Source organism: Corynebacterium freiburgense (assembly GCF_030408815.1).
Lineage (GTDB): Bacteria > Actinomycetota > Actinomycetes > Mycobacteriales > Mycobacteriaceae > Corynebacterium > Corynebacterium freiburgense.
Genome location: NZ_CP047355.1, coordinates 1063572 through 1078266, shown reverse-complemented (window position 1 = coordinate 1078266; position 14695 = coordinate 1063572). Strand labels below are relative to the sequence as shown.

General features: G+C 49.2%; 15 protein-coding genes. 6 read left to right on the top strand and 9 right to left on the bottom strand.

Annotation, left to right across the window (positions count from 1 at the left end; translation table 11 throughout):
* The first annotated feature begins 321 nt into the window (after positions 1-321).
* The gene (locus CFREI_RS04930; RefSeq protein WP_027013334.1) at positions 322-1374 is read left to right on the top strand and encodes an AAA family ATPase; all 1053 of its coding nucleotides are present in this window, start codon (positions 322-324) and stop codon (positions 1372-1374) included.
* Positions 1375-1482: 108 nt separating this feature from the next.
* On the opposite strand, the gene CFREI_RS04925 is transcribed toward CFREI_RS04930, so the two are convergent.
* Complete coding sequence (locus CFREI_RS04925; RefSeq protein WP_027013335.1) at positions 1483-1830, bottom strand: DUF4064 domain-containing protein; 348 nt, start codon at positions 1828-1830, stop codon at positions 1483-1485.
* Between the two features lie 178 nt (positions 1831-2008).
* Positions 2009-3454, bottom strand: a complete 1446-nt coding sequence (locus tag CFREI_RS04920) for a GntP family permease (protein ID WP_027013336.1) — start codon at positions 3452-3454, stop codon at positions 2009-2011.
* Between the two features lie 43 nt (positions 3455-3497).
* On the opposite strand from CFREI_RS04920, the gene CFREI_RS04915 reads away from it, so the two are divergent.
* Entirely contained in the window at positions 3498-4073 is a 576-nt protein-coding gene (locus tag CFREI_RS04915; RefSeq protein ID WP_027013337.1) for a TetR/AcrR family transcriptional regulator, read from the top strand.
* Here CFREI_RS04915 and mmsB read toward each other — a convergent pair.
* The 5 genes from mmsB to CFREI_RS04890 all read right to left on the bottom strand — a co-directional run bounded on the left by mmsB (position 4042) and on the right by CFREI_RS04890 (position 9574).
* Positions 4042-4932, bottom strand: coding sequence for a 3-hydroxyisobutyrate dehydrogenase (gene mmsB, locus CFREI_RS04910; protein WP_027013338.1), 891 nt, complete (start codon positions 4930-4932; stop codon positions 4042-4044). The genes CFREI_RS04915 and mmsB overlap by 32 nt on opposite strands.
* Positions 4933-4946: 14 nt before the next feature.
* On the bottom strand, positions 4947-6467 hold the full coding sequence (locus tag CFREI_RS04905) for a CoA-acylating methylmalonate-semialdehyde dehydrogenase (RefSeq protein WP_035112409.1): 1521 nt from the start codon (positions 6465-6467) through the stop codon (positions 4947-4949).
* Positions 6468-6660: 193 nt separating this feature from the next.
* Positions 6661-7410: a hypothetical protein gene (locus CFREI_RS04900; protein ID WP_027013340.1), complete on the bottom strand. Its 750-nt coding sequence runs from the start codon at positions 7408-7410 to the stop codon at positions 6661-6663.
* 153 nt (positions 7411-7563) lie between these two features.
* The gene (locus tag CFREI_RS04895; RefSeq protein ID WP_084170836.1) at positions 7564-8715 is read right to left on the bottom strand and encodes an MFS transporter; all 1152 of its coding nucleotides are present in this window, start codon (positions 8713-8715) and stop codon (positions 7564-7566) included.
* A 712-nt stretch (positions 8716-9427) separates the two neighbouring features.
* Positions 9428-9574, bottom strand: a complete 147-nt coding sequence (locus tag CFREI_RS04890) for a hypothetical protein (protein WP_169719172.1) — start codon at positions 9572-9574, stop codon at positions 9428-9430.
* A gap of 98 nt (positions 9575-9672) precedes the next feature.
* Between CFREI_RS04890 and CFREI_RS04885 the strand changes: the two genes are divergently transcribed.
* On the top strand, positions 9673-10191 hold the full coding sequence (locus tag CFREI_RS04885) for a hypothetical protein (RefSeq protein WP_051256071.1): 519 nt from the start codon (positions 9673-9675) through the stop codon (positions 10189-10191).
* Here CFREI_RS04885 and CFREI_RS04880 read toward each other — a convergent pair.
* Positions 10188-11000, bottom strand: a complete 813-nt coding sequence (locus CFREI_RS04880) for a hypothetical protein (protein WP_027013342.1) — start codon at positions 10998-11000, stop codon at positions 10188-10190. The two genes, CFREI_RS04885 and CFREI_RS04880, sit on opposite strands and share 4 nt — an antisense overlap.
* 97 nt (positions 11001-11097) lie before the next feature.
* Complete coding sequence (locus tag CFREI_RS04875; RefSeq protein ID WP_051256072.1) at positions 11098-11883, bottom strand: (2Fe-2S)-binding protein; 786 nt, start codon at positions 11881-11883, stop codon at positions 11098-11100.
* A 94-nt stretch (positions 11884-11977) separates the two neighbouring features.
* On the opposite strand from CFREI_RS04875, the gene CFREI_RS04870 reads away from it, so the two are divergent.
* Genes CFREI_RS04870 through CFREI_RS04860 form a run of 3 tightly spaced genes read left to right on the top strand, consistent with a single transcriptional unit; the run spans position 11978 to position 14682 of the window.
* Positions 11978-13021, top strand: coding sequence for an alpha/beta hydrolase (locus CFREI_RS04870; protein ID WP_051256073.1), 1044 nt, complete (start codon positions 11978-11980; stop codon positions 13019-13021).
* A gap of 5 nt (positions 13022-13026) precedes the next feature.
* Positions 13027-13836, top strand: coding sequence for a shikimate 5-dehydrogenase (locus CFREI_RS04865; RefSeq protein ID WP_027013343.1), 810 nt, complete (start codon positions 13027-13029; stop codon positions 13834-13836).
* Positions 13837-13875: 39 nt separating this feature from the next.
* Positions 13876-14682 (top strand): hypothetical protein, encoded by an 807-nt coding sequence (locus CFREI_RS04860; protein WP_051256074.1) that lies wholly within the window; start codon positions 13876-13878, stop codon positions 14680-14682.
* Positions 14683-14695: the final 13 nt, after the last annotated feature.

Genomic DNA, 14695 nt, shown 5'->3' with positions numbered 1-14695 from the left:
GTCTAGTGGACTAAGGGCGCTTAGTGGGCGCGCGATGAGCGTTCGATAGGGGGTACATCGTGTATATAGGGGGCTCCAGTAGCCCACAACCTAAATCTGCCTTAGATGTCAAATGTGCCTGAGGCAGATTTAACAACGGCTTTATCGCGAACTGGGAAAACGTCACCGTTAGACGCGATTCATGTCAAATCTGCCTTTTCACATAAGGCAGATCTACATTGCCCCCAATGTGACACGATTCAAGTAATTCTCTAATCTAATACCTAGCTAATTTTTATAAACCGATATCCGAGTTGAGGACCGCGGAACATGGCAACAGGTATTAAAACCATCAGTTTCTTTAATAATAAAGGTGGTGTCGGAAAAACAACCCTTTCCACCAATGTTGCGCACTATTTCTCGCAACGCGGCAAGCGGGTCCTCTATGTTGATTGTGATCCTCAGTGCAACGCCACGCAGCTCATGCTTACGAATGAGCAGTGCGAAGAAATTTATGGTGGAGCAAATAATGCAGATGAGGCTATACGCTCTTCACTCCGTAAAACCGTTTACTCGCTATTTGTGCCGATTCGCGAAGGCGAACCAAGCATTGATACCGCTATCAATCCGTATAGATCGAACCGCTTCCAAGTTGATGTTTTGCCAGGCCACCCCACGCTTTCCCAAATCGAAGACGTTATGAGTGAGGCTTGGTCCAATGCATTGAGCCGCAAAACTGGGGATTTCCGCCGGGTACATTGGGCCGGCCAGCTAGCTACCGCAATGGAAGATTCTGATTCTTACGATGTAATCTTTTTTGATGTCGGCCCAAGTCTGGGCCCGTTTAACCGCACGGTTCTGTTGGGGTGCGATTTCTTTGTCACCCCTACTTCCACCGATCTTTTTAGCTACCACGCTTTTGGGAACCTGTCCCGATGGTTTTCCGATTGGACCAGCGAATATAGTGAAATGTCGGAGGCGAACATGGCCCAGTGGGAGCGTTATTCCTTTGATGCTCATGAAAAGTTGCGACCACTTCGCCTGCACGGTCAAAATGGCCGCAATCTCCGATACCTGGGATACACGACCTTGGAATATAAGAAGCGTAAAAAGGATGGCCAGGAAATTCTCGTCGGTGCTTATGAGCTTTTCCGCGAAAAATTCAGCACAGAAGCCAATAGGATAGCGACGAGTTTAGGATCATATGAGGCAAATTATCTTCTTGGTCACGTTCCGCAAATGGCTTCGATGCCTGCTTTAGCTCAAGATGCACACAGCCCCATTGCTGGCCTTGAACATTCGGACGGACTCATCGGAAGTCAGAAAAACCAACGAAACAACTATGTCAGTGATATTCATAAGGTCGCGGCGAATATTTACCAACAAATGTTCTAGACGCCACACAAACTAATACAACCATGTTTAACACTAAAACTCGGATGCTCAAACCTAAGGCTTACCACCTTTAAGCATCCGTGTTTTCAGTATTGCCGCCTGTGTATATCAGCGCGGCTTACTTTGTAGTTCCCATTTGCGTTTCTGCTTTGTTCTAAGGATCAGAATCACAATCCCTAAAAAGATCGGCACAACAGTAAATAAAGCGGTCATAATAATTGAAGTAGCCATCGCAATAGGGTCTGCAGAATCATTCGTAATAGGATTTTGGCCACCAACAGCAATAGATACCTGGGCAAGGCTCATTAGAGTTCCAAAAGTAATAAGGATTAACCCTAAAATAATTGAGCCGATTCCTGGCTTTTGCACCATGGTTCCAGTCTGCTGTAGCGAAAGTGGATGCGCTTGCGGATCGGATTGTTGTCCACTGATATCAGATTGTTTATGGTCATTCATCTGCTATCTCCTTCGATGCTAGATATTTGCATTCAACATATCCAAAGGTATAGATATTCAAGGATATAGCAGATACTAATATATGATTTGCTTTACATAATTAAATTCCTCAAATTGTTATCACTTTGTCAATTACACCACCAACACACGTTTAGTGCATTGCACCGTCAAACCACCGCTACATTAAGGTGATCCCGGCAAGAAGCGTAAGCACAACGATAAGTGGAATGACCACGGTAACTACTGCAATGTCTTTATAGGATTGCCGGTGGGTCATGCCACACACAATAAGCATTGTAAGAATTGCACCGTTGTGCGGGAGCGAGTCAAAACTCACTGAGGCCATTGCGGTAATTCGATGTAGGACTTCAAGGCTTACATCCTGGTCAATTGCTGCTTGTTTCAGTTCCTCACCAAAGGCCTGCAATGTGATGGATAGTCCTCCCGATGAAGATCCAGTAATGCCAGAGATCACCCCCGCCGAGGCAGTGGATACCACCAAGACATTGTCACTTATAGAAAAAATGCCTTCACGTACTGCCGCGAAGACAGCGAGTGACGCCACTACTGCCCCATAGCCAACTTCAGAAGCTGTTGTGAATACTGGCAGAATAGCGTTTTTAGCACCATCAGAAAGGTCCGCAAAAAGTTCATTTGCCATTCGGAACTTCATAAGGAAAATAAGCAAAATAGCGGTAACCAGGCCCACAACCACGGACCAAACACTAACCACTTTGTCTAGTGTTACTCCACCGAATTTTTCTTCGGCCAAATAGCTGTAATCCATTTGTTTGGAAATTACATACAGAAAGAGGAAATTCATTCCTATCACTACGGCGATTGGCAGTAACCCTAGTAAGCCGCGTGCTGCGATATTTCCGCCAGATACTGGGTGGTGGATTTCGGTTTCTTTTGTGCCATCTAGATCTATGCCATCTTTATGGAATGTTGAGCGTAATGGTGTGTCATCCGCGCCTTCAGGAAGGAAAGTTTCCCCGGCTGTTTGGAGGCTACGAATTCGGTATTGGAGCCATGCCATTCCAAGGGCAAACATGGCTATTGCACCAATAATTCCGAGTATTGGGGCGGCATAGCTATTGGTTCCAAAGTATTGTGTGGGAATCACATTGTGAATTTGCGGGCTGCCTGGGAGCGCCGCGAGTGCAAAGGTAATCGTCCCCAGGCCCAGAGCTGCTGGCATCAGTCGTTTGGGAATCCCTGCTTCGCGGAATAGTTCGATTGCAATTGGAACGATTGTAAAAGCTACTACCCAAGCACTGACGCCGCCGTATGTTAATAAAGCGGTGGCAAGCACTGTTGAAAGCATTGCGCGTTTGGGGCCAAAGAGTTTGGTAATTCCCTGGGCCAGGTCTGTCGCGAGCCCAGCGGAGGTCATGAGTTTTCCAAAGATTGCCCCTGCTAGAAACAATGGGAAAAAGCTCACAATAAATTTACCGAGCGCCGGCATAAAGATTTGCGTATACGAGGCAAGCAACGGAGCCTGAGAAAATATTGCGGCAATAAACGCTGCGATAGGAGCAACAATCACTACGGAATGTCCGCGGTAGGCTAATGCCATTAAAACAATAAGAGATAGGATGATGCCGGTCAGTGGCAATACCATTGTGTCACTCCTAGGGTGTTGCTTTTTCAGTAGGCTTTCGAGCATGGACGCCGCACAAGACGCCAAGACTCGAATCCTCGAGTGCTCTCGGGACTTATTTAGCACCCATACATTCGCCGGGGTTTCATTAAAAGATATTGCGCAAGCTGCTGACGTAAGCCCGCCTTTAATCATTAAGCACTTTATTAATAAGGAAAATTTGTTTGAGAAAACATTAGATTTTACCCCATCAGCAGCTGCGTTGTTTTCTGGCCCATTTCATTCCCTTGGTGAAACTTCTATTCGGGAGACATTAACTGCTCCAGTCACCGCTTCGTATTCAATGATTCGCACATTGTCTATTACGGACGGTTCCGAGGGTTCTTTGAGCGCAATCGGTAAGCGAATTAAGGAAGATATCCTACAATCACTTACTAAACGTATTCAGCGAGAGGCTCCTTTTCCATTCCCTTCGCCGGAATTACGCGCCCAGGCAGCGGTCTCGTTACTTACCGGCGTTTCATTAATGCGAAGGGTCGGGGATACGGAGTTTACTCAATTTGATTCTGAGCAATTAGTCTCGTATTACTCGGTGCTTTTGCAGTCCATTATTGATGGTTCGAACGAACCGCCGCAATAATAACCCCAAAGTCTTTAGCACCATAACCAGCTTGAGCAAGTTGCTGGTAGCGTTCGGCCGCCTGGGCACCCATTTGGGTTTCCGTCCCGGTGGATTCTGCCGCTTGCATGGCAAGTCCAAGGTCTTTCACAATAAGGTCAGTTGCAAAGCCTGGTTGAAAATCATGGTTGGATGGCGACGCCGCGACAACACCCGGGACTGGGCAGTTTACGGTAAGCGCCCAACAAGCTCCGGTGGAATTGGATACAACATCATAGAATGCTTGTGCACTGAGTCCTAAACGTTCACCGAGGACCATTGCTTCCGCAATTACTATTTGTTGCACACCGAGAATCATATTATTACAGAGTTTGGCTGCTTCACCTGCGCCAACATCGCCGCAATGGGTAACGTTGCGGCCCATGACGTCGAAAAGCGGGGAGGCTTTTGCAATGTCCTCTTTGGCTCCTCCGACCATAAATGCGAGTGTTCCTGCGGCTGCCCCGACAACGCCACCGGAAACTGGGGCATCGATATAACGGTGGCCGTGTGCTTCGGCTAGGGTGGCATTTGTCTTTGCTTCTTCAACAGCGATAGTTGAGGAATCGATAAAAAGTGCGGGTTGTGTAAGAGCTTCGACGGCCTCGTTTATCACCTGGTTGACCAGCGCCCCATTGGGGAGCATGGTAAGGATTACATCGGCCCCAGTAACTGCTTCGCCAACATTTGTTCGAACTTGAACTCCGGCAGTTTTGGCGGCTTCCTGGGCGGCCGGAACAACGTCAAAACCTTGTACGGTATATCCAGCAGCTACGAGGTTAGCAGCCATTGGCCCGCCCATATTTCCTAAACCAATCACGGCAATTGTCTGGTTTGGCATTGTTCTTGCCTCCTTTAATGTATGACCGGCATTGTGAAATCTGCACCGGTGGCTTGCCCTATGGGCCAGCGGCTGGTCACAGTTTTTGTTTTGGTGTAGAAGCGGAAAGAGTCTGGTCCGTGTTGGTTAAGATCACCAAAACCGGAAGCCTTCCAACCACCGAAGGTATGGAATGCAATTGGCACTGGGATTGGCACGTTAATGCCAACCATTCCTACCTGCACCCGCTGCGCGAACTCACGTGCGGCAGCACCATTATTTGTAAAAATTGAAACACCATTGCCGTATTCATGTTCGTTTGGCAATGCGAGCGCTTCCTCAAAGGTTTCGGCGCGAACAATGGTGAGTACCGGCCCGAAAATTTCATCGGTATAGATACTCATATCACGGGTCACATGGTCAAAAAGGGTCGGTGCGATAAAGAACCCTCCACTAAGATCTTCACCCTCGAATGTATTGTCGGTCGCCCCTTGAGTACGGCCATCTATTACTAGTTCCGCTCCCGCGGCTTCGCCTTGCGCGATATAGTCGCGAACGCGCTCCAATGCTGATGCTGCAACAAGCGGGCCATAATCTGCGTCTGGGTCGAGTGAATGCCCTACTTTTAAGTTATGGATGCGGTTAATCAGTTTGTCGCGTAGTCGGTCTGCGGTTTCTTGTCCCACTGGTACTGCCACTGAAATGGCCATGCATCGTTCGCCTGCGGATCCATATGCGGCACCGACAAGGGCATCCGCAGCTTGGTCCAGGTCGGCGTCAGGCAAGATAAGCATATGGTTTTTCGCTCCACCGAAGCACTGTGCACGTTTTCCAGTCGCTGCGCAGCGCTCATAGATGTATTTTGCAATTGGCGTTGAGCCTACAAATCCGATTGCTTGCACAATATCTGATTCAAGAATGGCGTCTACTGCTGTTTTATCTCCATGGACTACATTGAGCACACTTGGCGGACCACCGGCTTCAATAAATAGTTCTGCTAATCGCACTGGCACGGAAGGATCACGCTCAGATGGTTTTAAAATAAATACATTTCCAGCGGCGAGTGCCGGACCTGCTTTCCATAATGGAATCATTGCCGGGAAATTAAAAGGGGTAATTCCAGCGACTACGCCCAGTGGTTGACGCATGGAATATACGTCCACACCGGTGGCTACAGAATCAGAGAATTCACCTTTTAAGAGGTGCGGCGCACTTAATGCGAATTCAATAACATCGAGTCCGCGAATAATATCGCCTTTTGCATCTTCAAATGTTTTACCGTGTTCGAGTGAGAGCGTGCGTGCGATTTCATCCATATGTTCTTGGATGAGCCGAATCCACTTCATAAGGATGCGAATGCGTTTTTGTGGGCTGGTTGCGGCCCACCCCTGCTGGGCGGTCGCGGCGTCGGCAATTATTTCCTGAACTTCTTCGGTGGATGCTAGATCTACATGGGCCTGGACCGCGCCAGTTGAGGGGTTCATAACTGCGGCGGTATTGCCGCTACGTCCGGGCCAGGCTTTGCCTTGAACAAAATGATGGATAGTCTTCACCATCACATACCTCCCTAAAATGTGATTGCAAACACGCTTACGTCTTTGCGGATCACCCTATTAGAAGTCCAGGCCCAATGCTTTAAAATATGTGATGGTGAACACTATTTACCCCATAAAGCTTTGGATATACAGTCTTTTTCCACCTACCTAAGGGGTGATTCACCACCCCAAACCAAAGGCACACAATGGATTACTACCGCAGCCCTGGCCACGGCTCCACAAGTTGTGGCAGCGGGATCACATTACCAAATTCATCTAATTGCGGTGGCCCCAGCCAGGCCACAACATCAGCCTGTTTATTCATTCGTATTGTTGCCAAAATTGCCGGGTCTTCGTACACCATTCGTTGTACTCGGGCAAGAAATTCCGGGGTATCTACCCCCAACCCACGCCATGCGGGGTCGTCGGCAGCCCAATAGTCGGTTTGTACCGGTTCCCGCATTTCCAGCTTTAGATCGACCGCCTCCTGCAGCAATTCGGCACGTTGTTCGACTGTAAGCAACATATAGCCATTCATCCAGTCTTGATATTTCCTAAATCTAGCCTCAAGTTCTTTACGAGAAATCTCTTCGCCCCATGCTATGCGGAGCATATCTTCCCCGCCTTCCGCCGCGAAGCTCCCAACTCCAAGCAGCTCCAGCAATGCTTCTCTACGTAAATCTCCGCTATGAGGCGGCAAAGCCACCCAAGCCACCCATCCGGGGGTAAGACGTTCAATGCTAACTACTTGCAGTTCTCCTTCTGAATTGAGTTGAGCACGCACAATATCGTCAACGGTAAACGGTATACCGTAGCCAGTAGTTCGCATGGCAAAGGTGCCGCCGCCTTCATCGGCCTGTATCGGTTCGGCCCAGCAGTGCTCGGAGGGAACAAAGAATCCAGCCGCGTCGGGTTCTTGGAGTAATGATTTAAAGAAAATCTTTACTCGCTGATCGGTGCTCATCTGTACTCCTAAGACGGGAAAGAGGAACAATTCGCGCCAAAAGTGGCGTAATGCAGGTCGGTGCGTAGGTATGGAACGTCAATCCCCCGTAGCGGTATCCACTCAGGCAGACACAATATCGACGCTACCAATTCTAGCCACGCATCACAGGAGCTACACGCTTTGAATTTCTCGCGTCAGTGTCTCTTTACCTAACAACCCCCACGCCATTAGCGCGGCAAATCCAACTAAGCCACAACTCAGGAATGCAATGCGATATCCCCAAGCGTCCACCATAAAACCAACCAGAATTGGACCTAGAATCGCTCCGAAATCTTGTGTCATTTGATAGAGCGCGAGCACCTTCCCTCCCGAACGCTGATTACCGATAATATCCGCCAAGGATGCTTGCTGCGCTGGATTCATAAACCCTGCACCGATTCCGGCAAGAATAGAAACTCCGAGTAGCACCCAAGCATGTTCGCTAAAACCAATGCATGCCGTAAACACGGTATTTATTGCAAGCCCGCCAAGTATCAATGGCCTCCTGCCAAGAGTGTCTGCCAAATTACCGGAAAACTGTAATGTAATAGCGTTTCCTACCGCATAGACCGCTAATGCAATTCCGGCGACCGCACCACCCCAGTCAAATATATAGGCCGCAAACAAAGGCAAAACCGCAATGCGGACCCCAAAGTTTGACCAACCAAATGCAAATCCGCTTAGCAATGCCGCAATATAAGTTGGGTTACGCAATGCTTCTCGACGCCGCATCGGCTGCTGATCCCCCGCAGCCTCCACTGTTTTTATACTTTGAGGATTTAATTTTACTGCTACAACAATTGTGGCTAGTACCAATGAAACCGCATAAATAATAAATGGAATTCGCATTCCTAGCCCCGATAAGCCAGCACCAATTACCGGCCCGATAACGGAACCAAAAAGAAATGCAGTCGCATAAATCGATGATGCCCTACCACGAATATCCGGCGGCGCAATGCGAACAATTAAACTCGTGGCAGAAACTGTAAACATTGTCGAGCCAATTCCACTGGCCGCACGCAATGCAAGAATATGCCAGTATTCTTGCGCAAATGCAATAAGTCCAGTCCCTATTGCCACTGTTAATAACCCAGTTAAATACACTTGCCGAGAGCCAAGAACATCTACAAGCCGACCAGACATTGGCGCAAACGCAAGGCGAGTTGCAGCAAATATGGAGACCACAGCGCTTGCCGCCCAAACTGACACATCAAAACTCTGCGCGAACTGCGGAATAATCGGCGCTACCAGGCCAAACCCTAGAGCGATAATAAATGCCCCCATCACTAAGATGCGGATTTCCTGTGGAATTGGGGTGCGTTTCACCGGAGTATTCACATTTTTTAGGCTATACCCCTGAAACTGAACTTGCCCCGAAAGCTTGACTGGTCTTTGCTCTATGGTGTTTGGGTTGTTGGGAGCGTGGCCCGAAGTTATCCGGGGCAGACATGGAAAAGCTTGGGAAAAAGTCTGAAGTAAGGCCTTGAGAATAAGCTTGAGGCAGCGTTGAAACAGGCACAGGAAGGCCTAGATGGGCCTGGGAAAGGCTCCGGCAGGCAGATTTGTGTTGTGGGCTCCTGGTTTGGGGGTGTGAGCTGGGGAAATGTTGTGATGGGTTGTGGGTGATGTGAAATCTGCCTTGTTTTCGGGCTGGGTGTGTCAGATCTGCCTGGTTTTCAGGTTGGTGGGGCTGGTTTCTGGTCGCCTAAGTTGCTTTCTAGGATGTTTGACCTAGCTTCCTGGGGGTTTGATAGGCACACCCTATTGAACTAGTGATGTTTTTATCCCAAGTGTCACAGATTCCATAAAATCGCCTGAAAAAATGGAATTTGTGACAGCAACCAACATTGCGCACAATCGGTGACCTGGGGTTTGTCGCAGATTCCATAAAAACAGCGAAAAAAAATGGAATCTGTGACAGGTTCCCTACCTATCGTGTCGCAGATTCCATAAAATCCGCCGAAAAAATGGAATCTGTGACAACACGCCCAAAAGATCAACTTGCGCCCAACCAGCGCCCAACCAGACCAAGCACCTCCCGACCAGAGCCCACCCAACCCCAACCAAATTCCAGGTCAACAGAAGCACACAACCAAACCACCACCACCCAATCAAAGGGCCCGGCAAACGGGGAACGGTTCAAAGGAACTCCTTGATATAAAGCCAGCCCACAGCACCCGGATCGAATTTATGTTCTAATTTTTTGCACCGTAGTTACCGCGGATTCCTATAGTGCAAAACATGATTACATTGCGCCACTTCACCAAGTCCATGCACACTACGCGTCATCATTCCCGCATGATTGACCAGATCCGCAGCAACCAAACCAAAACATTACAACGCGCTGCAAGCCTTATTGCTCACCCGCGTTCGCTGGCTCGTCGCACTCCTACTTGGCGGCCGCCATCCATCCATCTACCGAATACCTATTTCATGACCCATTCGGGATTGCACATAACGGTAAGCAGGTATCGGATTCATGCCCATGAGCGCGCCATACTACGTGCTTGGGATCCAACCACTTCCCTATTACACTCCCCCGCATTCGTACTGACATTACGAATATCCAGCCGTGATGGAAGCCGCGTCGACCCGTCTCTTGCCAGAGCATGGGTAGCGGCAATCCTCCCAAATGTTGTTAATGGGACTATTCACCAACAACGCGATTGCGCAACACCGACGTTTTGCATTGTCCTTGACGGTCGCTTCCACCCATTGCCTTCGCCAGCCGAACTATTTGCATCACAAATTGCGGCCTAGGGTGTGTCTTCTACTATGTCGAGGTCTTCATCCTCATCGTCATAGATTTCATCGAAGACTTCCTCCAGCTCAAGGTAATCTTCGTCTTCTTCATCATCGTCCGGGTCCTGATAATCATCGATAGGCACAAGTTGTGCTTCCCAGTCTGCTGCTTGTTCAGCAGCAAGCGCAAGTACATCGAAGAGCCGATCAAAGTCAGTAAAGGAGCCCAGTTCAAGGACTTCTTCCGAAGCTAGCTCTGCATCTCGGACTGCCGCCGCGATAAGCAAGTTTCGGTCGTCTTCGCTAAGGTCTTCATCCGCACCGGATTCCCAAAGTTCCACAATCGCTTGATCAACAAGGTCTTCATAGGATTCCCCACAAGCTGCGAATGTCACCATCGCCACTGGAACATCACCTTCGGATTCGACAAGCACTTGAATTTCGGAGTGCTGGCCAACTTCAGCGGTCACAAGATTGGGGTCTTCCCAGTCCTGGACAAATTCCAAGTCTGCGATACGCTCATCCGTTCCATCAAGAAGGTCACGGAGAACCGTCACCACTTGATCTGTGGCAACATGCCGGGCAACAGCGGAGACCGCGTCGTCGACAGAAAACGCTACTGAAACTAAGACAGCTTCGAAATCGTCATCGTCTTCATCGACATCGGCTGCTGCGATGTACACATTGGCTGCTGGCAGATCAGGATCAATTTCCACAAACTGGATTTCCACTTCCCGGGTAATTGGGACAAACATCGTGTCCCCTTTTACGCGGGACTCAATCCCGTCAGCATCTAGGGCTGAAGCAATATCCTCAAAGAAGCTCATGTCCGCTTCACCTTCCACTGTTGAGGGGTTTTCATACATACAAACCCTGCCGTGCCAAACGCAGGCTTAACACCACCCTATCCTTGAATGAAGAAAATTATTGAAAGTGTGCAATTAAAGCGGCTTCACGAACAGCTGGTTGTTGTTTTGGACACGATAAACACATCCCACAACCCGGTGAATGGAAAATCATGCAACACGACGCCCGGCGCGCCACCGTATGCACATCGCTAGGCTCCTCACCTGCATAAACGGCATCCATATTGGTTGGCGCAATCTGTCCATTACAAATATCTTGAAACCTTGGTTGGGGAATAGTAACTCCCGGCGCACCATGTGATAAGCCTTTCGATAATTCGCAAGCAATTTTGACACCACGGTAGGGATCAAATGCGTCATTGCCGGCATGCACCGCAGCGGAGACCAAAGCATCGGCCGCAACTGCCCATAACGGCGCAGGTTTAATACCAGCATTAGATACCAGGGCGTCGATAAGCGGGGCAATACTGTGCGCATACTGTTGCCCAGCCTCCTGCCAACCTCCATCACCTGAAACAATATCGGTGGAAAAACTACACCAATAATCGCCCGGCTGGATATGTAACTGCCCTTGGGAAAGGTCCAAACTTGGGGTTTTATAAAATTCCACCATGGCGGTTATAGCTGGGGCAACTATGGAATTATTCCAGGAAAACCACCATAATTGCCCTGCCCAACGCGGGTTCGAAAGTGGGAACATTTTTTCACACGCGACAAGGGCGTTATGTATACGGTGATCCTTGGCAAGCTCCGCCACAGAAACCTCGACCGCTCCTGCTTGCGGCATGACCGCTGCGGAAAAGCGCGGATATTCCGCAACCACCAATTGAAAAACGGAATGCATATCCACCTTTCGGGGTCAAAATTCTCTATAACCCACTGTAAGCACACCCAGGATTCTCTAAACTAGCACTATCCCCACTCCGGAGGTCGTACCATTGAAACCTGCCTGTTCTGCGCTCACCAAAACCCTCACTGGAATCGCTGCCGCCAGCGGAATTATCGCCGGAACTTATCTTGGAATCCAACGCTACCGAATTCAAAAAGTTGCTCCCGAATTACGTACCCCTAAGCTCTATAAACACCCAGCATTAGAAAGCATTAGGGTGTGGCGGCGCAGTTACCCCATCTATGCTGCAAACTATCAGCCACCACGCCGCAGCAATGTCGCCCTTGATGGCATTCATATCTCAAGCCAAAACATTCCAGGTTATGGTGGCGGCCCTGCCGTACCACTGCGTATCTATACCCCGGAAACAATCCGCCGCGACATTGCATTCCTATGGATACATGGCGGCGGCTTTGTATTAGGACAACCCGAAGCTGACGATGAAATCTGCGCGTATATTGCCCGCACTCTGGGCTGCAAAGTAATCAGCCCAGAATATCGGCTCGCTGGAACTGCTCCATTCCCAGCAGCGCTCCATGATTGCCACGCCACCTACACCTGGCTAACAGAAAACCCAGAATTCAAACATATTGTCGTTTCCGGACAGAGCGCTGGCGCGGGATTAGCAGCCTGCCTTACCCAAAAACTTTTGGATGAAAACACTCCACCCACCTACCAACTCCTCCTTGAGCCAATGCTCGATGACCGTACGCGGATTACCCCAAATCCAGGGCGAGGCCAATTTAATTGGCATCAAAGTTCAAATACTTTGGCATGGAATTGCTACCTTTCATACCTCACTCCACATGATGAAATCCCCGACTATGCGGTAGCTGCCCGCCGAATCGACCTTACTGGTATGCCACCAACGTTTATTGCCGTTGGTGACTTGGACTTATTTTATGAAGAAGCTTTAACATACGCGCGTCGATTAAAAGAACAACAAGTCTCTGTTGAGTCTATGATCCTTCCAGGCGCTTACCATGGGGTAACCATAGGGCACTATGAAACCCCATTAATGCAAGAACTTTGGGCAAAAATCTTCGCCGATATTACGCGGCACACCACCCCCAAAGACTCCGGACTACGCTAGGCCCTATGGTAAATGTGATCGACCGTGAAACAACACTGTGTATTTCCCTTGCTGCTCGCCCCTCAAACCACGGAGTTCGGTTTCATAATTGGCTATATGCCGAATTAGGTTTGAATTTTGTATATAAGGCAATTTCACCAAGCAATATTGAGCAAGCAGTGGCGGGAATCCGCGGTTTAAATATTCGGGGCGCTGGCGTATCCATGCCATTTAAAGCCGCTGTAATTCCGCTTATTGACGAGCTACACCCTTCAGCGGAACGACTGCAATCCGTCAATACTATTGTTAATACTGACGGCCATTTGGTCGGATTGAATACGGACTATATTGCAGTATCAGAATTATTACGCCACCATGCCGTCGCCCCATCACTCAATGTTGCGGTTCGGGGCTCCGGTGGTATGGCTTCCGCAGTTGTGGCAGCCCTCGCTGATTATGGGATGTCAGGCACAGTGGTTGCCCGCAATACTGATACAGGTAGTGCATTAGCCCAACAATATGATTGGAAGTTTTCCCAAGATGTACCTGAAGACGCAAACATGCTGGTAAACGTAACACCTTTAGGTATGTTTGGCCCAGACCAGGATGTTCAAGCGTTTTCTAATGCACAAATCAGCCGAGCTTCCTGCGTATTTGATGTGGTAGCCTACCCGGTACGCACTCCCTTAATTATCGCTGCAGAGCGGCTTGAGGTACCTGTGATTCATGGTGGTGAAGTCATTGCGCTTCAAGCAGCAGAGCAATTCGCCGTGTATACAGGAGTGCGACCCACTGATGCCCAGGTAATTGCTGCTGAAGAATACGCCCAGCAGTAAAAACCAAGGACTGCAACCTTATATTGTTCAGGAGCTTATGTGACTTACCCGAATTATCCATCCCATAATTCGAAACTTCCAGTGACCGATGCGGAACATTCCAGCCCAGAAGCTTTAGAAGAGCGCGCTGGTGTTACTGGTCGGATGCTTTTAAAGGTGATCGATAAAGCCGTGCATATGCAATCCGGCGTTATCGAGAACTATGTCGACTGGCTACGTAATCGGAATCCTGATGCTTCTCCAGCAGAAATTCAAAAAAAGCTAGACGCACATTTTAAATATGTTGCCACCGGTACTGGCGCTAGCGTGGGTGCCGCTTCCGCTATTCCTGGCATTGGTTTTGTTACTGGCGCAGCCGCAATTGGCGTGGAATCTTTAGTATTTACCGACGCCGCCGCCGTATACACCATGGCATCTGCATACCTGCGCGGTATTGATATCCGAGACCCCGAACGTCGCCGAACACTCATTTTAGTTGTTGCAACGGGTGCTGCAGGCACAATGCTTGTCGACGCCGCTATCGGCGACCTTTCTCGCAAAAACGGCGCCTCCATTGCCGCAGCTTTATCGCGATATGGGACTCCCCAACTGAAGGATGTAAATAATCGACTCCTTTCAATGGCGTTGAAGCGCTTAGGTAAGAAGTTCCGTGGCATGTGGATTGGCAAAATCATGCCATTTGGCATTGGTGCCGCACTAGGTACCTGGGCTAACCGCAAGATTGCTTCGAAAGTAATTTCAAATACTGCGGAATCCCTGGGCCCGTTACCTGCCACATTCTCAACCCCAGCTCCAAAAAATGTTGAGGCTCCGAACCTTGCGGAGATCAATACACCCGATAAGTAAGTAAGTTCCACCG